Below are 20,438 nucleotides of genomic sequence, written 5' to 3' on the forward strand. Positions count from 1 at the left end.
GGGCGGAAATGGACAGCGACAGGGGTACAAAATGCAACTTAAGCTAAACGTTAGTCCATCATGTTCAAGTAGAGTTGCATACTGATTACGCTGGAACTCCTACATCAGGGTAATCCGGAGACCTGCTGCCAGTATAAAGTCTTCACATTGCTATTACAATTCCCACACAAAATGTTTGGTGACATTTAGCCCGAACAGTGAGAGGGATCACGATTTAAACATTTTATATAAATGTGCTTATCTTATTTGACAATGATTCAACATTTATCTTACATATATGGCTGGTAGAATTATCTGAACGTCGCCAATATCTCAATCGGCGTGAAAGAAAACTGAAAAGTTATGAAACTAGTTTCCCTTACTAAAAATAATGATATTGTAGGGAAAACAACAAAAAGAACATAACATCTACACACTCGTAAACAACCTAAAAGACATTGTCATCGGTAGTCAGATTTCAGGATTTAATGTGATAGCTAGCTGATTTCCACAACACACCGGTAGAACAATGTGTAAAGACGCAGTATAACGCTGAGTTCTGGTTGTTGGGTGTTGATTATCAAGCGCTAAGGAGACCGTAAATGGCTGATAACAAAGCTAAGCTAACGACTGAGAGTGCAAGTACAATTGAACTAGACATTCTAACCCCAACTCTCGGTCAAGACGTTATCGATGTCCGAACTTTAGGTTCAAAAGGGTATTTCACCTACGACCCTGGATTTACCTCTACTGCTTCATGTGAATCAAAAATCACTTACATTGATGGTGATAAAGGCATTCTGCTGCACCGCGGTTTTCCAATTGACCAATTGGCAACCGAAGCCTCTTACTTAGAGGTTTGCTACATCCTGTTATACGGCGAAGCGCCAACGCAAGAACAATACAATACCTTTAAGAATACGGTAACTCGCCATACCATGATCCATGAGCAAATTACCCGTATGCTTACAGGCTTCCGCCGCGACTCACACCCTATGGCAGTATTGTGTGGTGTGACAGGTGCGCTAGCAGCCTTCTATCACGATGCGCTGGATGTTAACAACCCTCGCCACCGTGAAATCACCGCGTATCGTCTGCTGTCTAAGATGCCAACGGTTGCGGCGATGTGCTACAAGTACTCCATCGGTCAACCTTTCGTCTACCCTCGTAATGACCTGTCTTATGCAGGTAATTTCTTGTACATGATGTTCTCTACACCATGTGAAGAGTATGTGGTTAACCCAGTGCTTGAGCGCGCAATGGATCGTATTTTAATCCTACACGCCGACCACGAACAAAACGCTTCAACGTCAACCGTACGTACTGCTGGCTCTTCCGGTGCAAACCCATTTGCATGTATTGCTGCGGGTATCGCTTCGCTATGGGGACCTGCTCATGGTGGTGCTAACGAAGCTTGTCTACGTATGTTGGAAGAGATCCAAACTGTTGAACACATTCCAGCATTTATTGAGCGTGCGAAAGATAAAAATGACTCTTTCCGTCTGATGGGCTTTGGTCACCGTGTTTATAAAAACCATGACCCACGCGCGACTGTTATGCGTGAAACCTGCCATGAAGTTCTAAATGAGCTTGGCCTGAACGATAGCCTACTCGAAGTGGCGATGGAACTGGAGCGTATTGCACTAAACGACCCATACTTCATTGAGAAAAAACTGTATCCTAACGTTGACTTCTATTCAGGTATCATCCTGAAAGCAATGGGTATTCCATCATCTATGTTCACCGTGATCTTTGCTATTGCACGGACTATCGGCTGGATTGCACACTGGAACGAAATGCATGATGATGGTCTGAAAATCGCACGTCCTCGCCAGCTATATACTGGCTACGGGAAACGTGAGTTTAACTCTAACCTATCAAAAAAATAATATTCTTACTAAAACGATTCGATTCCCTACATACCAAAGCCCCGAAAATCGGGGCTTTTCTATCGCATGATTTAGCTAGTTGATTGGTATTCTTTTGGTGTAACACCACTCATTTTTTTAAAAAAACTAATAAATGCGCTATCACTCGTTAGCCCTAATTCTTGAGTGATAAAATGGTAGGGCTTCCCTTGAGCAAGAAGCTCTACAGCCTTTATAAAACGCCATTGTTGGCGCCAAACCTGATAACTCATGCCTGTTTCACGCAAAAAAATACGTGTAATCGTTTTTTCACTTGCTCCAACAGTTTGGGCCAGCGCGACTAATGGTGGAGGAAGCTGCTCCATATTGACATGTTTCAGTCTGCGATCTTGCGGTATAGCGATAAACATCGGCTCTTTACTCGCATTTTGCAATTCATCGATAAACACAGGTAATAAATTGGCTAACCGCCCTGTTTGCCACTGGCTATCAAAAGGTGCAATAGCAATACGTTCAAGAAGCTCTCTCAATAGCGGTGTTACCGTTAACACCATGACTTCACTACCAATTTGCTGAGCAAACTGTTGGCTTAGATAAACGGAGCGATAGCCAACAGACGCCCGCATTTGCGCACGATGAACAACCTGTGCGGGGATCCAAGCCACTCTACCAGGAGGGAGTAATGATAAGCGGTTTTCCAATGAAATACGGATACAACCTTGCTGCGTAAACAGTAATTGCCCCATATCGTGAGCATGAAAGCCTGAGTCGTGTTGCCCCATCTCCGCTGCAATCCCTAATATCGGAGCTTGATACCAATGTGTCTCAAACTTATCTTGCTGATTAAGCCATGCCATAACATGTCCTATTTTTGATATTTATTGTCTTTATTATTGTAATAAGACAGTAAAAATACAACTAAACTGCTCGCCATCAGTGACAGATATAGGATTATTAATATGAAACGTCCTCTTTCATTATGGCTGGCTGTTGCCTTAATGATGTTTCCACAAATCGTTGAAACCATATACAGCCCAGCATTAACGGGGATTGCTATCGCTTTCCATGTTAATGCAGAACAAGCTTCACAGACGCTTTCACTCTATTTCTTTGCATTTGCATTCGGCGTCGTATTTTGGGGAAGAATGTGTGACACACTAGGCCGCCGTCCAACAATACTTGCAGGGCTTTTATTGTATGGAGTTGCCTCGATTGGAGCCTTATTTGTAACGCATTTTTATTTATTATTGCTTATGCGCATGTTATCCGCTTTTGGTGCAGCTGTAGGCTCTATTGGCACCCAAACAGCCATGCGTGATTGTTATCAAGGCCATGAATTATCTAAAGTATTCTCTATTATGGGGATCGCTCTAGCCATTAGCCCAGCAATGGGTATGTTAGCAGGTTCATTATTAGTCAGTAGTGGTGGTTATCAAGCCGTTTTTATTGGCTTAGCGGTTTTAGCTATTGGGTTATTGTTGTGGTCTTGTTATCGACTTCCAGAAACTCGACCAGCAAATGTGATACACAGCCCATTTTTAACCACTTTATTCACCATGATTAGGGATAAAGAAATTGTCAGAAATGTGATATTGATAGCATTTTTCAACATTAATTTATTCAGTTATTACCAACTGGCGCCCTTTCATTTTGAACAATTAGGGCTATCTCAACAACAATTTGGCCTAACTGGGATCTTATTAGCGTTAGGTGTAGGAATTGGTTCGACGTTAAATCGCCATTTATTGGGTAAAAATTGGTCACCAGAAAAATTAGTTAAGCTATCAAGCTTTGTTTCACTAATAAGTGGTTGCCTAGTTTTTATCCTAATGCATTCAGTGTGGTTTATTGCGCCTGTAATAGGGGTCGTCATTGGCTATGGTATTGCAATCCCTAATATTCTAGCTCATGCACTTAGCCGCTATTCCGACAATAAAGGCACTGCGGGTGCCATTTTAGGGCTATTTTATTATATAGGGCTTGCGGTAGGTTTGATGGTGGCAGGCTGGAGCCAACATTTAGGTGGGGTTTTGGTAATAGGCAGCATTATTCTCAGCCTATCATCCCTTCGCTATCGCACACAGTAAATTCAACTCACTGTCTATGTGCAGCGCCAATATTGATTGGGCTGCACATGTTTATTTTAAATAACGCTTAAGCAGGATTATCAATATCAATGAATACCGCATCTAGCCCGTGGTTATCTACCAGCCACTGAGTAAGTGCTTTGATCCCATAACGCTCAGTCGCATGATGCCCCGCTGAGTAAAAATGGATCCCCATTTCTCTTGCAATGTGAATCGTCTGCTCAGATACTTCCCCTGTTACAAAAGCATCTACACCAAATTCCGCGGCTTGCAAAATAAAGCCTTGTCCCCCCCCTGTGCACCATGCAATTTGGCGAATTTCTTGTTTCCCCGTATCACCACAATGGAGTGCTTTACGCCCAAGGTGCGTTTCCAGTCGTTCAGTTAATTCAGCAGGCGTAATCGGCTGATCAAAGTAACCAAATGGCATTAATGGCTCAATATGACCATCAATTTTAACCCCCATGATATGCGCCAACTGGGTATTATTTCCTAAGTGAGGATGTGCGTCTAAAGGCAAATGATAGCCATATAAGTTAATATCGTTTTCGAGGAGCGTTTTTAGACGCTTTCTTTTCATCCCTTTGATCACAACGGGTTCATTTTTCCAAAAGTAACCATGATGAACAATGACAGCATCCGCATTCATTTCAACGGCTTTATCAAGTAATGCTTGGCAGGCAGTGACTCCCGTTACAATTTTTTGTACATGTGAACGCCCTTCGACTTGTAAACCGTTCGGCGCATAGTCTTGGAATTCGCTGACTTTCAGCTCATTATTAATAAGTTCTTCCAACGCTAAGTTACGCATAATATTGTCCTTTTACTGCATCGGTTTTGCCTGTTCTAGCAAAAATGGTTGGTTTTGTGACAAGCTATCTAGAGTGTCTAGCTTTTGACATCCTCCCCGCCCTAAAGGGTAAGATCCCTACTATATTCATAATGGTCGTGAGGATCAGCCATGAAGCCATTTTTGTATACAGGATATCGTTTTTCCTGCCTCATGGTTTTCATTTTGGAACGCTAAGGCGTGGTTGAAAAAAGCAACAAGCCCTGCAAAGTGCGCTATGTCATGCCATTACTGACTATTGAGTCTTAATTGAAATTTAAAGGCGCGCCGTCGCTTCATAATCGGCATTATACTTTGGTCCATGAAAAAGGAAAAGTTATGCGCTAATGAGCGCCTCATCGGCATAGAAAAAGAGGGAATGGTGGAGATAGATCAGGTTAAATAATCTAGCATTTGAAATTAATATTCCCCCCACAACCTAGTGTTGCGGGGAGCGGGATCGCCAATTAGCGATGAGTATTCATGGTCATTTCTGAGCGCTCAAGCCAAACGGGCTTATCACTTGTTTTAGCCCACACTTTATAAAGGTAGCTATAAAACTTTGCGCGTTGTGGATGAAAAACCATAACCGGAAATGCAAGTATGCCAGCGGTTAACGCTGCTGTGCGGCGTAAAAGCACCTGATTCCGGGAATATTCGTGATATGCGGACATCGATATCCTCCTGTCAGTAGCCACATTATTTGCCGATTTTAGTTTGCCCCTAACTTACACATAGTACCCATTCAAGAGTGACCAAAATCGTACAGATAGTATGAAAGATAAATTAACTGCCTTAATAATACTCTTCTATTGGTAATTTTACTACTGATCTGACCACTTAAAAGATAAAAAAATCGTCAATTTTGAGAAAAAATGTAGGTTTATTACAATAATTAACAGCAAAATGAATAAAAACAACAAAACGATCACAATAAATCAACAACATCGATTAACAAAGCGTCACACTGCCGCTTTTTATCGCGATTTTTATACTTTTTTTACACCCCTAACTGACTTTTTATCAGCTTCTTTACAACGTAATCCTTACCCTACTCCTATGGAAATAATAAGGAGAAACGACTGTGTCATTACTTTCCATTATTGGGGCAGTTTTCGTTGTTTTACTGCTGGTTTATCTCATTTATGCCCTGCTTAACGCGGAGGATTTCTAAGATGGCCACAAGTGCATTACTACTTATTGCCAGTTTTTTACTGGTGCTATTTGTACTCGCGAAACCACTCGGACTATTTATTGCCCGATTAATAGAAGGCGATATGCCACACTTTATCGCCAAAACTGAGACGATCATTTGGCGTTTCAGTGGGCTAAAACAGCCAGGTCGAGAAATGGCAGAGATGAATTGGTCACGTTACGCATTCGCCATTTTGCTGTTTAACGCATTGGGCTTTGCGTTACTTTTTATTCTGCTGCTATTTCAAGGCAACCTCCCTCTTAACCCACAAAAATTTCAAGGGATGAATTGGGATCTCGCTTTTAATACTGCAATTAGTTTTGTAACCAATACCAACTGGCAATCTTACAGTGGTGAAAGCAGCTTAAGTTACCTGAGCCAAATGGCTGGATTAACCGTACAAAACTTCTTATCCGCAGCAACAGGCATCGCAGTCGTGTTCGCTCTGATCCGTGCTTTTGCACGCCACAGCAGTAAGACGCTGGGTAATGCTTGGGTGGATCTCACGCGTATTACGCTCTATTTACTCTTACCGTTAGCAGTTATTTTTGCGCTCTTTTTTGTTAGCCAAGGTGTGATCCAGAATTTCTCGCCTTATGTCTTAAGCAATAATCTAGATAGTTCAGCTCAACTCATTCCAATGGGGCCTGTGGCATCTCAAGAAGCGATAAAACTCTTGGGCACAAATGGAGGCGGATTTTTCGCCGCAAACTCTTCTCATCCCTTTGAGAATCCAACGGCGTTGACTAACTTCGTACAGATGTTAGCGATCTTTTTGATCCCAACAGCCTTATGTTTTGCCTTTGGTCGCTCCGTGGGAGATAACAAACAAGGAAATGCCCTGTTATGGGTCATGGCGATTATTTTTGTCATCGCGGCTACAACGGTGATTTATGCCGAGTATGTTGGCAACCCTTTTTTAGCTGATTTTGCGGCAAATAGCTCAATCAATATGGAAGGAAAAGAGAGCCGATTTGGGATCCTTGGCTCAGCATTATACGCCGTTGTGACTACCGCAGCGTCATGCGGTGCCGTCAATGCCATGCATGACTCTTTTACTGCGTTAGGCGGTATGGTGCCAATGTGGCTAATGCAGATTGGTGAAGTGGTATTTGGGGGCGTCGGCTCCGGTCTGTATGGCATGTTGCTCTTTGTTTTACTTGCCGTATTTATTGCCGGTTTAATGATTGGCCGTACTCCCGAATATTTGGGTAAAAAAATTGAAGTGAGAGAAATGAAAATGGTGGCTATTGCTATTTTAGTTACACCGACATTAGTACTTTGCGGTACTACACTCGCTTTAATGACAGATGTGGGCCGCGCTGCCATTTTTAACCCTGGTGCTCATGGTTTTAGTGAAGTGCTATACGCTTTCTCTTCTGCTGCCAACAACAACGGAAGTGCTTTTGCAGGGCTTAGTGCAAACACACCGTTCTACAATGTTGCACTGGCAATCACCATGTTCTTAGGCCGCTTTGGTGTCATCTTCCCTGTTCTTGCTATCGCGGGTTCATTAGCAATGAAAAAACCTCAAATGGCAAGTACCGCCAGTTTACCGACGTATGGGCCTGTTTTTATTGGCTTATTAATTTTAACCATTTTACTCATCGGTGCTCTAACTTTCGTGCCCGCACTTGCGCTGGGTCCGATAGCAGAACATTTGCAAATTGGGTTAGCAGCATAATGAGGGAAATAAAATGAACAGTAAAAAAACTCAGCTTTTTGACCGTAAACTCGTTCGTCAATCGATTATTGATGCGATAAAAAAATGTACACCGCAAGCTCAATGGCGAAACCCCGTCATGTTTGTGGTCTATATCGGTAGTCTTATTACCACGCTGTTATGGCTAGCGATGCTCACCCATTATAGTACTGGGGATGCTTGGTTTAGTGGCATGATAACCTTATGGTTATGGTTTACTGTCTTATTTGCTAATTTTGCTGAAGCGCTCGCAGAAGGGCGCAGCAAAGCACAAGCGGCTAGTCTCAAAGGGGTTAAGAAACTCAGCAGTGCGGTACGTCTTGCTAACCCTAGCTTGGATGCCCCGCAAGAAACCGTCAATTCAGACCAGCTACGCAAAGGTGATATCGTTTTGATCCGTGCGGGTGAAACCATCCCTTGTGACGGTGAAGTGCTTGAAGGCGGTGCCTCCGTCGATGAAAGTGCAATTACGGGGGAATCAGCACCCGTGATCCGTGAATCTGGTGGGGATTTCTCCTCAGTGACGGGGGGCACCCGTGTATTGTCAGACTGGCTGATCGTTGAGTGTACCGTTAATCCCGGTGAAACTTTTCTTGACCGAATGATCTCAATGGTTGAGGGAGCGCAACGTCGCAAAACACCTAATGAAATCGCACTGACTATTCTATTGACCGCGCTTACCATTATTTTCTTGCTCGCCTGCGCAACCCTGTATCCTTTTACTCTCTTTGCAGCAGAATATGCAGGTGCTGGCAATGCAGTTTCTATTTTAGTGCTGATTGCGCTATTAATTTGTTTGATCCCAACCACCATTGGTGGATTACTCTCCTCTATTGGTGTTGCAGGGATGAGCCGCATGCTAGGTGCGAATGTCATCGCCACCAGCGGACGTGCGGTTGAAGCTGCTGGGGATGTTGATGTGCTATTACTGGATAAAACAGGCACAATCACATTAGGTAATCGCCAAGCCTCTGCCTTTTTACCGTTATCAGGTGTCACTGAACAACAATTAGCTGACGCAGCTCAACTCTCATCGTTAGCCGATGAAACACCTGAAGGTCGCAGCATTGTAGTACTCGCGAAACAAAAATTTAATTTACGTGAAAGAGATATTCACGCCTTAAATGCCACTTTTGTTCCTTTTTCGGCAATGACCCGTATGAGCGGCGTCAATGTTGGTGACAGGATGATCCGCAAAGGTTCAGCCGATGCCATTCGCCGTTATGTTGAAGCTAATCATGGCAAATTCCCACTCGAAGCAGACAAGTTAGTCGAACAAGTTGCTCATCAAGGGGGAACTCCATTGGTCGTCGTAGATAACCAAACTGTTCTTGGTGTCGTCGCCTTAAAAGATATTGTAAAAGGTGGCATCAAAGAGCGTTTTGCTCAAATGCGTAGCATGGGGATCAAAACGGTAATGATCACTGGGGATAACCACCTAACGGCAGCCGCTATCGCTGCAGAAGCGGGTGTTGATGATTTCTTAGCAGAAGCGACGCCAGAAGCCAAATTAGCATTAATTCGACAATATCAATCGGAAGGCCGTTTGGTTGCCATGACAGGCGACGGCACCAATGATGCCCCTGCCCTTGCCCAAGCCGATGTCGCCGTTGCCATGAACTCTGGTACACAGGCCGCGAAAGAAGCGGGTAACATAGTGGATTTAGATTCAAACCCAACCAAACTGATTGAAGTGGTGCACATAGGCAAACAGATGTTGATGACTCGGGGCTCGCTCACCACATTTAGTATTGCAAACGACATAGCCAAATATTTTGCCATTATTCCAGCCGCCTTTGCGGTAACTTGGCCACAACTTAATGCCCTCAACGTCATGCAGCTCCATTCACCAGCTTCCGCATTATTATCGGCGGTGATCTTTAATGCCTTGATCATTGTGTTTCTGATCCCATTGGCATTAAAAGGGGTCAATTATCGCCCTATGAGCTCACAATCGTTATTACAACGCAACCTTGGTATTTACGGCCTTGGCGGTCTGATCGTTCCTTTTGTTGGCATCAAACTTATTGACATGGTCATTAGCCTCTTTGGTTTATAAGGAATCAATTATGAACACGATCCGTTCATCCATTGTGGTATTAATTTTATTGGCGATTATAACGGGTGTCGCTTATCCTCTATTGGTTACTGGGCTCGCGAATGTTCTATTTCCTTGGCAAGCCCAAGGTTCGCTCATCCAGCAAGAAGAGCGTGTTATTGGATCTACTTTGATTGGTCAAAATTACCAATCTGACCGCTATTTTTTCGGCCGACCTTCAGCGACGGCTGATTATCCTTACAATGCGTTAGCCTCAAGTGGGAGTAATCTTGCAATAAGTAACCCACTTTTAAACGAAGATTTCGCACAGCGTAGTCAACAGTTGAGGATGCAAAATCCAGATGCGGGACAAGCTATCCCTGTCGATCTACTCACCGCCTCTGCCAGTGGCTTAGATCCACAAATTTCTGTTGCGGCAGCACTCTATCAAGCACCGCGTATCGCAAAGAACAGACAGATCCCACTAAAAGCAGTAGAATCATTGATAGCGGCACAAACAGAAAAGCCACTCCTTGCCTTTATGGGGGAACCCGTTGTGAACGTGTTGCAACTGAACGTGGCATTGGATGAGTTTAAGCAGCAGGCCAATCTCCCTACTTACTGAGGTTAGTTATGGACAATCAAGATCCTGTACGTCCAAATCCAGATGAATTGCTGGCAAAAGCCAATGAAAGTGGTCGTGGCAAACTCAAAATATTTTTCGGCGCCTGTGCAGGCGTCGGAAAAACTTATGCGATGCTACAGGAGGCACAGCGCCTGCGGGCGCAAGGCCTAGATGTCTTAGTGGGGGTCGTCGAAACCCATGAAAGGGAAGAAACCGCCGCGCTCCTTGATGGTTTATCTCAGTTACCGCCGCGCCGCTTAAACCATCGAGGCCGTCGTATGAGTGCTTTTGATATTGATGCTGCTATTGCAAGGCACCCTGCTATCATTTTGATGGATGAGTTGGCATTTAGTAACCCAGCAGGTAGCCGCCATCCGAAACGGTGGCAAGACGTTGAAGAGCTTCTTGATGCGGGTATTGATGTTTTAACGACTATCAATGTGCAACATATTGAAAGTTTGAATGATATTGTGGGTAGCATTACAGGGATCCACGTACGTGAAACGGTTCCCGATCACATATTCGATGCCGCCGATGAAATCGTTTTAGTCGACCTTCCCCCAGACGATCTCCGCCAGCGCCTAAAAGAAGGTAAGGTCTATATCCCCGCACAAGCCGAGCGTGCGATCGAACATTTTTTCCGTAAAGGTAATTTGATAGCCCTTAGAGAGTTGGCTTTACGCCGTACTGCCGACCGAGTCGATGACCAAATGCGAGAGTTTCGCGATGGTAAAGGGCACGTTCCTGTTTGGCATACTCGAGATGGTTTACTGTTATGTATTGGTCACCATAATGGCAACGAAAAACTGGTGCGAGCGGCGGCAAGGTTAGCGGCAAAACTAGGCTCTGTTTGGCACGCCATTTATGTCGAAACACCAAAGTTACATCGCCTTCCTGAAGGGCACCGTAGGGCTATCCTTAAAGCGCTCCGCTTAGCTCAGGACTTGGGAGCCGAGACAGCAACGTTATCCGATCCTTACGAAGAAAAAGCGGTTTTACGCTATGCGCGCGAACACAATCTAGGCAAAATATTGGTAGGTCGGCGCACGAAGCGTCGCCGCTGGCTAGACTTTGGTACTCATACAAACTTTGCTGAACGTTTAGGCGCATTAGGCCCAGATCTTGATTTAGTTATTGTTGCACTCGAAGAGAGAAATGATTGGGTTAAGGAGCCTGAACGTAAGCCTTTTTCTGAAAAATGGCGGAGTGATGTTAATGGGTTTTTAGTGGCTATCGCTATCTGTACGGTGATTACCCTGTTTTCACGTACTTTTTTGCTGGCCCTCGATAAAGCCAACCTTGTTACGCTGTATTTACTGGGTGTTGTATTAGTCGCGCTTTTTTATGGACGTCGCCCATCCATCTTTGCTGCGCTAATCAATGTAATTAGCTTTGACCTCTTTTTTGTACAACCCCATTTTTCACTCGCCATTATGGATATGCAGTACTTGGTCACCTTTACCGTCATGCTAATTGTCGGTGTCGTGGTCGGGAATCTAACTGCGGGTATGCGATATCAAGCGAGGATCGCGCGCTACCGTGAGCAACGAACTCGTCATCTATATGAAATGACAAAAGAATTAAGCCGAGCACTCACAGAGCAAGATATTGGTAAAACTGGCTATCACTTTATCAATAATGCCTTTCAAGCAAAAACCTGTTTATTGTTACCAGATGAAAACAATCAGCTCTCCCCTTTGTTATGTGAAGGTCATAGCCCTATGCAAATTGATCAGGCTATTGCTAAATGGAGTTTCGAGAAGCGGCAACCTGCTGGTGCGGGGACAGATACCCTCCCAAGTGTACCTTATCAATTACAACCCATTACAACCGCCGATCAAACACTGGCTGTACTCGCCATTGAACCCAACAATCTCCGTCAGTTGCTGATCCCTGAACAGCAGCGCATGTTGCAAACTTTTACAGGGCTGATTGCTAGCGCTTTAGCGCGTTTGCAATTGTCAAAGCAAGCGGAAAGTGCAAAATTAGATATTGAGCGTGAGCAGTTACGAAATTCGTTATTAGCCGCATTATCTCATGATCTTAAAACCCCCTTGACGGTGCTGTTTGGCCAGGCGGAAATTTTGACCTTGAATCTGAGCGCTGAAAATTCTCCTTATACTGAGCAAGTGAATCAAATGCGCCAGCAGATACTGAGCACCTCACGTTTAGTCAACAATTTATTAGATATGGCACGGCTGCAATCCGGCAGTATTCAACCTAATTTTGAGTGGCAATCACTGCAAGAGATCACAGGCAGTGCGGTTAGAACCCTTGATTACACCTTGCATAGCCACCCTCTATCTATTGATATTCCTGCCAACTTATTGCTCTATTGCGATGGCAATTTAATCGAGCGCGTATTAATTAACTTACTGGAGAATGCGACTAAATACAGTGATAAAGATACCCCGATGGGAATTTGTGCTCAAATAGAGGATAATCAAGTACATATTGAAGTTTGGGATGCGAGCAACGCTATCCCTGATGGGCAGGAAAAAATCATTTTCGATAAATTTTCTCGCGCCCAAAAAGAGTCGGCTATTCCCGGTGTAGGCCTTGGGTTAGCAATTTGTCGAGCCATTATTCAATTGCATGATGGCAACATTTGGGCCGAAAATAATAAAAAAGGTGGAGCTAGCTTCCACTTTGTTCTACCTTTTAAACAACTTCCAGATATTGAAGAGCTAGATAATTATTGTGAATCCCCATCAAATACTGATCATTGAAGATGAAAAAGAGATCCGTCGCTTTGTCCGATTAGCTTTGGAGGGGGAAGGCTGGAAAGTTTTTGAGGCGGAAAACCGCCATCGGGGGTTAATTGAAGCGGGAACTCGCCAACCTGATCTGTTAATACTGGATCTTGGCTTACCGGATGGTGATGGCTTAGATCTGATCCGTGATCTGCGCCAATGGAGTAATATCCCGATCATCGTTCTCTCCGCTCGCGAGGAGGAGTCACAGAAAGTCGCGGCATTAGATGCCGGAGCAGATGATTACCTGACTAAACCTTTTGGTGTTAGCGAATTACTTGCAAGGGTCAGAGTCGCTTTACGTCGCTTCGGTAAAGTCACTCAAGAAAACGCAATATTCCAATTTGGTGATGTCACAATTGATTTTATCAATCGTCTCGTCACCAAACAAAATGAAGAGTTACATCTCACCCCTATTGAGTTTCGCTTGCTCAGTGAACTCGTAGCAAACAGTGGCAAAGTTCTAACGCAACGCCACCTATTGTTACAAGTTTGGGGGCCTAATTATGTTGAACATAATCATTACTTACGTATTTATATGGGGCATTTACGCCAAAAACTGGAAAATGATCCCGCTCGCCCTATTCATTTATTAACGGAAACGGGGATTGGCTACCGATTTATGCCATAACCTCTTATTCTCAGATTATTTCCTCTAGCTGCTGTAAAGTGACTCGCTATAATCTTCCTTATATCAAATTAAGGAGAGCAAATTTTGCAATCAAACATGACTTATCTAGTTCGCCGTTTTTCTACTGTTTTCGTTTTATTATTAGGTCTGTTTGTGGCCACACAAGCACTGGCACTAAGCCCTGAAGAACGCACGCGCACAGAAGCACTGTTAACTGAACTAGGTAAACAGCAGAATTTAACCTTTACCCGTAATGGCTCTGAGCACAGTGCAACCGATGCGGAGTCTCATCTACGCTTAAAGTTAAGCAAAACACACAAACGCTTGAGCACCACTGAACAATTTATTGATAACGTCGCGTCCAAATCCTCTATCACAGGTGAAGAGTATCAGGTCAAAGACAGCGAAGGGAAAGTCACTTCCGCGAATCAATATTTACATCAATTACTAAAAGAAAAAGTGGATACCCAAAAGCCTTAGTCTTGGTGATATCGGCTATTCTCCCATAAAAAAAGCTTCAGTGGCTGAATATAGCCCTGAAGCTTTTTTATTATACCTAACGTGTTCTCGCATCGAGCCATAGGAAAACCCTATAGACTCGACACACACAAGGGGGTAATTATTGTTTCTCTATCTTCGCCCAAGTATCGCGCAAGCCTACCGTACGGTTAAACACCAGTTTATCTGCGCTGCTTAAACGGTTATCTGCACAGAAATAGCCTTCTCGTTCAAACTGATATGGCTTATCTGTTGCAGCTTCACGCAAGCTCGGCTCAACAAACCCGTGTCGAATAACCAATGATTCTGGGTTAATGACCGATAAGAAATCTTCTTCCGCCGCTGGGTTTGGTACGGTGAATAAACGGTCATATAAACGAATTTCAGCAGGTAGTGCGTGCGCTGCGCTAACCCAATGAATAACGCCTTTCACCTTACGACCATCGGCAGGGTCTTTATTTAGGGTTTGTGGATCATAGGTGCAGTAAATCGTTGTGATGTTCCCTTCTGCATCTTTTTCCACGCGCTCTGCTTTAATAATATAAGCATTACGTAGGCGAACTTCTTTACCTAACACTAAACGTTTGTATTGACGGTTAGCCTCTTCGCGAAAATCTGCGCGATCAATATACAACTCGTTGCTAAACGGCACTTCACGAGTTCCCATCTCAGGTTTATTTGGATGGTTAGGTGCGGTCAAGATCTCTTCGCCTTCTGGCATATTTTCAATGACTAGGCGTACAGGATCGATCACCGCCATCGCACGCGGCGCGTTTTCGTTAAGATCATCACGAATACATGATTCCAGCGACGCCATTTCCACGTTATTGTCTTGCTTAGTCACGCCAATACGCTGACAGAATTCGCGAATAGATGCAGCGGTGTAACCACGGCGACGCAAACCCGAAATTGTCGGCATACGCGGGTCATCCCAACCATCAACTAATTTATCTGTCACTAATTGGTTCAACTTACGCTTAGACATGACCGTATATTCAAGGTTTAAGCGTGAAAACTCATATTGACGTGGATGGCAGTCAATCGTGATGTTATCAAGCACCCAATCATATAAACGGCGGTTGTCTTGGAATTCCAATGTACACAGTGAATGTGTAATGCCTTCTAATGCATCGGAAATACAATGCGTGAAGTCATACATTGGGTAAATACACCATTTATTACCTGACTGATGGTGCTCTGCAAATTTAATACGATACAAAACGGGATCACGCATAACGATAAAAGGTGATGCCATATCGATTTTTGCACGTAAGCAAGCTTTACCTTCTTCAAAGCCACCCGCACGCATTTTTTCAAATAGCGCTAAGTTCTCTTCAATACTACGGTCACGATAAGGGCTATTTTTACCCGGCTCTTTTAGAGTGCCACGATATTCACGAATTTGCTCTGGGCTCAGTTCATCCACATACGCTAAGCCTTTGTTGATAAGCTCAATAGCGTATTGATATAGAATATCGAAATAATCAGAAGAGTAGTGAACCTTACCGCTCCATTGGAAACCTAGCCACTGAACGTCTTCTTGAATCGAGTTGACATATTCAACATCTTCTTTGACTGGGTTGGTGTCGTCAAAACGTAAGTTACACTGACCCTGATAATCCTGCGCTATACCAAAATTCAGGCAAATTGATTTTGCATGACCAATGTGTAAATAGCCATTCGGTTCAGGTGGGAAACGTGTATGCACCGAAGTGTGTTTCCCGCTCGCCAGATCTTCATCAATGATCTGACGGATAAAATTTGTTGGGCGAGTCTCTGCCTCATTCATTGTCATCATTCCTCAATGCCAAAAGCGCGTAATAGCAAAATATATTCTACCATAATCTGTCAAGAAACAACCGTTTGATCAACTATGTATTGATTAAACACATATTGCCTTGTATTTCGCACCTGAAACAATGATATTAAAGCAATATATTAGGTTAATAGCATAACACTTAACACAATAAGAAGGAGCAGTGGATAACTTTGAGCATGGCGCTTATCGCTCAAGTATGGCATCAATAAACTGGCAAAACGAATTCCTAGCCATGATGTCACAATCAGAATTAATGCCCCCTTGATATAAACCATCCCAATAAAGCCAGCACCTAATTGAACATGTTCCGTTAACGCAAAATAAAAGTAGGTCAACGTTCCTGTTATCGCCATCGGTAATGTTAGTGGGTTTGCAAACGCAGCAGCTTGGATCATCGTCGCCCCACGACGTCGCATTAGTGGCACCGTCATCACACTCCCCCCCACACCGAGAAATGCAGCAACCGCCCCTATGACTAAACCAATAGGTATATCAGCAAAAACATCGCCGCCTGAAGGCGTTATGCCCTCAGTGTGTGTTTTCATAAATCCGGGTCTTATCAGGCAATCTAAAATCGTAATAACAAGATAGCCAATAAAGAGCCAACGGATCCATTCACTATCAACAGAGAGCGCAATAAAAGCCCCCAAAATACCGCCTAAAGAGATAGGAATAATAAACGGGCGAATAATGCTCCAATTTAAATGACCTTTCCGATAATGCGCCCTACTTGATAGTGAGGCAGAGAAAATCATCACGCAGGTTGAAGTTGCGACGGCAATTTGCATCGCAACTGCACTTGCTTCGCTCTCTGGCCCCCACACCAAGGTAATGAGTGCATAGAGTAGAGGAACCGTAATAAAGCCCCCACCGAAACCAAAAAGTGCCGTCGTGATCCCAGAAATAAAACCAAAAAGACAAAGTAGTAGAGTCACCAATACATCTCCATTCAAGATAACGTTGTTATCTTATTGTGAAGAGCCGTGATTAACTTACGCATAACGGACAATGTGTTTTGAAATTTCGCCAAATTTAAGGGAATAAAAAAGGGAGGCTTACGCCTTAATGTTGATCAGTTAAGAACTAAATAATGGATTGAATGATCCTACAGTTCTGCAAAAATACGTAATCATCCGAAGATTACAGATTTTTTATGTTACTTAGCCAAGCTTTCGAGACTGTTCTGGCTTTCTCGCCAAAAGAATTTACAGCCCTTTCTGACCTCCTTTCCGCTGAACTCATTGACGAATGTCTCTTTTTCGTTCTCTTTCCATGGCTCAACTCGTTTTTCATCTCGATATTGTTTTACCGAGCAACCGACCTTACGTTGCACCAAGTGCCGTTGTTCAGGCTCGGCAACGGTTAGGGGAAGATGCCGTTCGCAAAGTATTTGAAAAAACAAGCCAGCTCTGGCTTGATAAACTGCCATTATCACACTGGAACGGATTAACCTTGATGGCTGTCGATGGCACATTATGGCGGATACCAGATCCCCGCTATGGGTATCTGATGCTGCATGGTTTGCTCAGAGGTGAAGGCCGAGTCCAGAACCGTAAACGTACATATCGCCTCTACATCGAGGAAGGCTTGCAGGTCAGGACGAAGAAGCGCAAGAAGCTAACCCAGTCAAAGCAGCCCATGGAAGTACCAACGGCTCCCAATTAACGTTGGTCTATAGCCTTTGTTTCAGACCAACTCAGCAATGGTCGGTGCTTTCGGGTACTGAATGTCGTGGATGATTATTCGCGGGAAATGGTCGGTCAATTAGTCTCTGTGGCCATCAGTGGCAGGCAGGTCGCCAGATCCTTGGACCAATTGATGGAAGAACGAGGCAAACCCAACAAGGTTACCTGCGATAATGGGACCGAATTTACCAGCAAAGCGATGTTTTTTTGGAGCAAGGAAACCGGTATAACATTGGGCTTTATCCAGCCAGAAAACCCCACGCAAAACGCCTTTGTGGAAAGCCTGAATGGTAAATTCAGAAATAAATGTCTGAACCCGCATGGGTTCAGAACCTTAGACGAAGCCAGATACGAAATCGAGCTATGGCGTGAACACTACAACCATGTTCGCCCACATAGTTCAGTGAACGATATGCCGCCTGTTGCGTATGCCAAGCAAGTCACTTCACAAGCTTATTCACGGTTGGGATATATTTATCAAGAAGGAATTGGCGTAAAGCGTAACCTCGGAATATCAGGACAATATTTTATTCAGGCAAATGTAGCGAATACGCTTAATTCATTAAAAGGAAATAAATTTGACTGTGATATTTAAAAAAATTGAGAATTCACAATAATTTGAATACTTCTAAATGTTTTTATGTGAGTCCAAAATCCTCAATGGTTTTAGATTCAGACTCACACTATTCACACTATGGCTTCGTTACATTGGTTTTCTGGTTTATATACATTTCCTTTTCTGAAAGAAAAATCAATACAATAAAATAAATGAATGAAATAACACCGATAACAATCGAGATCCAATTTAATCCAACTAGTGTATAAAAGTAATTAGATACTCTATTCAGTAAGAACATAATGAAACAGATAGCGATAGGATACCGATAGCCAATACTGCGCAATCGCTGGATTTCCAGTAATGAAAAAGTACAATAAGCGAGACCATAAATGATCAGAATAACCAAACCATAGGCAAATGAAATAGAAAACCCCAAATCCAAGTCAATACTTTTTGATAGGGCCTCATGAGTGTATCGATAATTAGCGCTTACAAATAAAGAATTAACCACCTTAATTGATAATGTCAATAAAATTGCAGTTAAAATATAATAACAAAAAAATGAAAGTGACTTTCTTTTAGTATATAAAAATGCGGTACCTATTTTTCCTTCAGTCATAACTTCCTTATAATATTGATTGAGTGTGAAATTTTAAAATTTAGGCCACCCAGTGAATATAAAATCATTACCAACATACAGTGGTGGCTCTGGAGGCGTATTTACTTCAGGTTCATCTGGCGGAAAATCCCCAGAGAGTGGTTCCATTAAACGAATATAAAAATAGTGATAATTTATTCCCTCTGCGCGCTGTATATCGTGGACAAACCAACTATAGAGCTCATTTGAAACAGGAACATATGATATCGGAAATGGCATATTATCATATCCCGCCGTGCCACAGTCGATATAGTATTGTGCCCGACGTTTAGCGGGCCAGTATATTTTATCAAAAATTTCAGGTGGAACAGGGCTAAGCTTTCGTGTTTTGACTTGCCATGCCATTTTTGCTACTTCAGATAACCACCCCCAATCTTTCTTCAATAACGCCATTTTTTCAGAAGCACCGAACGCAGCTTGTCTAGACTTAGCTGAAATATTAAAACCACCTTGATGTGAACCTGCGGATAATAATTCGGCTTTCTCTTGCTCCTCTAATTTTCGTAGCTCATTTTTATATTCATAATGCTTCTGGTCTAACCACGCAAAATAACTGTCGAGGTGAGCATTCAAGGCCGTAAATGTCAATTTTTTTAATGGAATGCCTGATTGATAATAATCTACCCATTCTGTTGCATTTTTGCCTTCCACCTTTTGTTCATATTGGAAATAGAGCCACGTATCAAAATCCATTTCGCGCAATGCATCGAGTTCAGGAAATGGAACTCCAGTATGAAATGCGGCTAAATGCATTTTATTTAAGGCGACTTTAGCGAGTTCTTCATTGGGCTTTTGTTCATTATTTCTTAATCCCCCGCCGATATCCTCACTGCAACCGGGTAATAGCTCTTCCTGATGATGTTCCCCACTTCTGCCCGTTAAATAGAGACAACGCCATTTGCGTTTTTCATGGGCAGCTATCAAATGTAAAGACTTTTTAACTATTGTAGGCAGCGGTGTCATATGGTCAATATATTTACGCCCTGCAACCATAGTAATTAATGAGTCAATAGCAACTTCCGTTACCTTATTACTTTTTGCCGGAAGTGTTAGTATATTTAATCCATAATCTAATCCGTTATCCTCACTTTCAGGCGTGTCACGAGAGCAATCGAATAGTCCCACAAAAGGAATGTCAACCCAAGCACCACCGTGAACGCCCCCGTAAAAATAGAGACCCGTATCATAATTTTTTTGGCAAAGTTGGTTAACTAACACACCGATAAAGTATCGGGCTAGTGTCGCTCCCATATCAAAGCCAAACACAGAAACTGAGATCAAATTAATGGGAATTTCTCCTTTTTGAGCTTCATTACACGCTCGGGAAAATCGCTCTTTTAAGTCATTAATTCGCGTTTCTACCCCTGTTACAAAATTATAGGCAATAAATTCGTTATCTCTTAAAAATGGTGTTGCTTCAATACCTATTTTCGCAGCAGCATCAAATCCGGCCTCGGCAAACATTTTAACCTGACCTTTCGGAGACACTAATTCTTCAATTTTTTTAAAGCC

At 43.2% G+C, this 20,438-nt stretch carries 15 protein-coding genes and 2 pseudogenes; 11 read left to right on the forward strand and 6 right to left on the reverse strand.

Annotation, left to right across the window (positions count from 1 at the left end; all coding sequences use genetic code 11):
* Positions 1 to 581 precede the first annotated feature (581 nt).
* Positions 582 to 1,868, forward strand: a complete 1,287-nt coding sequence (locus M1E93_RS14370; RefSeq protein ID WP_004917748.1) for a citrate synthase — start codon at positions 582 to 584, stop codon at positions 1,866 to 1,868.
* Positions 1,869 to 1,939: 71 nt separating this feature from the next.
* On the opposite strand, the gene M1E93_RS14375 is transcribed toward M1E93_RS14370, so the two are convergent.
* Positions 1,940 to 2,704 (reverse strand): AraC family transcriptional regulator, encoded by a 765-nt coding sequence (locus tag M1E93_RS14375; RefSeq protein ID WP_004917746.1) that lies wholly within the window; start codon positions 2,702 to 2,704, stop codon positions 1,940 to 1,942.
* Positions 2,705 to 2,806: 102 nt separating this feature from the next.
* Between M1E93_RS14375 and M1E93_RS14380 the strand changes: the two genes are divergently transcribed.
* Positions 2,807 to 3,934 (forward strand): multidrug effflux MFS transporter, encoded by a 1,128-nt coding sequence (locus M1E93_RS14380; protein WP_014657759.1) that lies wholly within the window; start codon positions 2,807 to 2,809, stop codon positions 3,932 to 3,934.
* A 67-nt stretch (positions 3,935 to 4,001) separates the two neighbouring features.
* On the opposite strand, the gene M1E93_RS14385 is transcribed toward M1E93_RS14380, so the two are convergent.
* Both M1E93_RS14385 and M1E93_RS14390 read right to left on the reverse strand, forming a co-directional pair.
* Positions 4,002 to 4,745 (reverse strand): type 2 GTP cyclohydrolase I, encoded by a 744-nt coding sequence (locus M1E93_RS14385; protein ID WP_004917742.1) that lies wholly within the window; start codon positions 4,743 to 4,745, stop codon positions 4,002 to 4,004.
* 485 nt (positions 4,746 to 5,230) lie between these two features.
* A complete protein-coding gene (locus tag M1E93_RS14390; protein ID WP_014657758.1) occupies positions 5,231 to 5,437 on the reverse strand; it encodes a YbfA family protein in 207 nt (68 codons plus the stop codon).
* A gap of 410 nt (positions 5,438 to 5,847) precedes the next feature.
* Here M1E93_RS14390 and kdpF point away from each other — a divergent pair, with 410 nt between their 5' ends.
* The 7 genes from kdpF to M1E93_RS14425 all read left to right on the forward strand — a co-directional run bounded on the left by kdpF (position 5,848) and on the right by M1E93_RS14425 (position 14,187).
* A complete protein-coding gene (gene kdpF, locus M1E93_RS14395) occupies positions 5,848 to 5,937 on the forward strand; it encodes a K(+)-transporting ATPase subunit F (protein ID WP_071243399.1) in 90 nt (29 codons plus the stop codon).
* A gap of 1 nt (position 5,938) precedes the next feature.
* Positions 5,939 to 7,642, forward strand: a complete 1,704-nt coding sequence (gene kdpA, locus M1E93_RS14400; protein ID WP_004917735.1) for a potassium-transporting ATPase subunit KdpA — start codon at positions 5,939 to 5,941, stop codon at positions 7,640 to 7,642.
* A 13-nt stretch (positions 7,643 to 7,655) separates the two neighbouring features.
* Positions 7,656 to 9,719: a potassium-transporting ATPase subunit KdpB gene (kdpB, locus tag M1E93_RS14405; protein ID WP_104873338.1), complete on the forward strand. Its 2,064-nt coding sequence runs from the start codon at positions 7,656 to 7,658 to the stop codon at positions 9,717 to 9,719.
* A gap of 10 nt (positions 9,720 to 9,729) precedes the next feature.
* Complete coding sequence (gene kdpC / locus M1E93_RS14410) at positions 9,730 to 10,323, forward strand: potassium-transporting ATPase subunit KdpC (protein ID WP_014657757.1); 594 nt, start codon at positions 9,730 to 9,732, stop codon at positions 10,321 to 10,323.
* Between the two features lie 8 nt (positions 10,324 to 10,331).
* Positions 10,332 to 13,052 carry a two-component system sensor histidine kinase KdpD gene (kdpD, locus tag M1E93_RS14415; protein ID WP_036943513.1) on the forward strand — a complete coding sequence of 907 codons (2,721 nt, stop codon included), beginning with the start codon at positions 10,332 to 10,334 and terminating at the stop codon, positions 13,050 to 13,052.
* Complete coding sequence (gene kdpE / locus M1E93_RS14420) at positions 13,024 to 13,707, forward strand: two-component system response regulator KdpE (RefSeq protein WP_061064308.1); 684 nt, start codon at positions 13,024 to 13,026, stop codon at positions 13,705 to 13,707. The genes kdpD and kdpE overlap by 29 nt, the downstream gene beginning before the upstream one ends.
* A gap of 84 nt (positions 13,708 to 13,791) precedes the next feature.
* A complete protein-coding gene (locus M1E93_RS14425; RefSeq protein ID WP_223854703.1) occupies positions 13,792 to 14,187 on the forward strand; it encodes a DUF5329 family protein in 396 nt (131 codons plus the stop codon).
* Positions 14,188 to 14,326: 139 nt separating this feature from the next.
* Here M1E93_RS14425 and glnS read toward each other — a convergent pair whose 3' ends face one another.
* Positions 14,327 to 15,994: a glutamine--tRNA ligase gene (gene glnS, locus M1E93_RS14430; protein ID WP_014657755.1), complete on the reverse strand. Its 1,668-nt coding sequence runs from the start codon at positions 15,992 to 15,994 to the stop codon at positions 14,327 to 14,329.
* Positions 15,995 to 16,143: 149 nt separating this feature from the next.
* The gene (locus M1E93_RS14435) at positions 16,144 to 16,959 is read right to left on the reverse strand and encodes a sulfite exporter TauE/SafE family protein (protein WP_104873337.1); all 816 of its coding nucleotides are present in this window, start codon (positions 16,957 to 16,959) and stop codon (positions 16,144 to 16,146) included.
* A 218-nt stretch (positions 16,960 to 17,177) separates the two neighbouring features.
* On the opposite strand from M1E93_RS14435, the pseudogene M1E93_RS14440 reads away from it, so the two are divergent.
* Both M1E93_RS14440 and M1E93_RS14445 read left to right on the forward strand, forming a co-directional pair.
* A pseudogene (locus tag M1E93_RS14440) lies at positions 17,178 to 17,393 on the forward strand (transposase domain-containing protein); the annotation flags it as partial.
* Positions 17,394 to 17,515: 122 nt separating this feature from the next.
* A pseudogene (locus M1E93_RS14445) lies at positions 17,516 to 18,151 on the forward strand (IS3 family transposase); the annotation flags it as partial.
* A gap of 769 nt (positions 18,152 to 18,920) precedes the next feature.
* Here the strand turns inward: M1E93_RS14445 and M1E93_RS14450 are convergent.
* Positions 18,921 to 20,414 carry a DUF2235 domain-containing protein gene (locus M1E93_RS14450; protein WP_231405871.1) on the reverse strand — a complete coding sequence of 498 codons (1,494 nt, stop codon included), beginning with the start codon at positions 20,412 to 20,414 and terminating at the stop codon, positions 18,921 to 18,923.
* Positions 20,415 to 20,438: the final 24 nt, after the last annotated feature.

This window comes from Providencia sp. PROV272, assembly GCF_049901975.1.
Taxonomy (GTDB): Bacteria; Pseudomonadota; Gammaproteobacteria; order Enterobacterales; family Enterobacteriaceae; genus Providencia; species Providencia stuartii.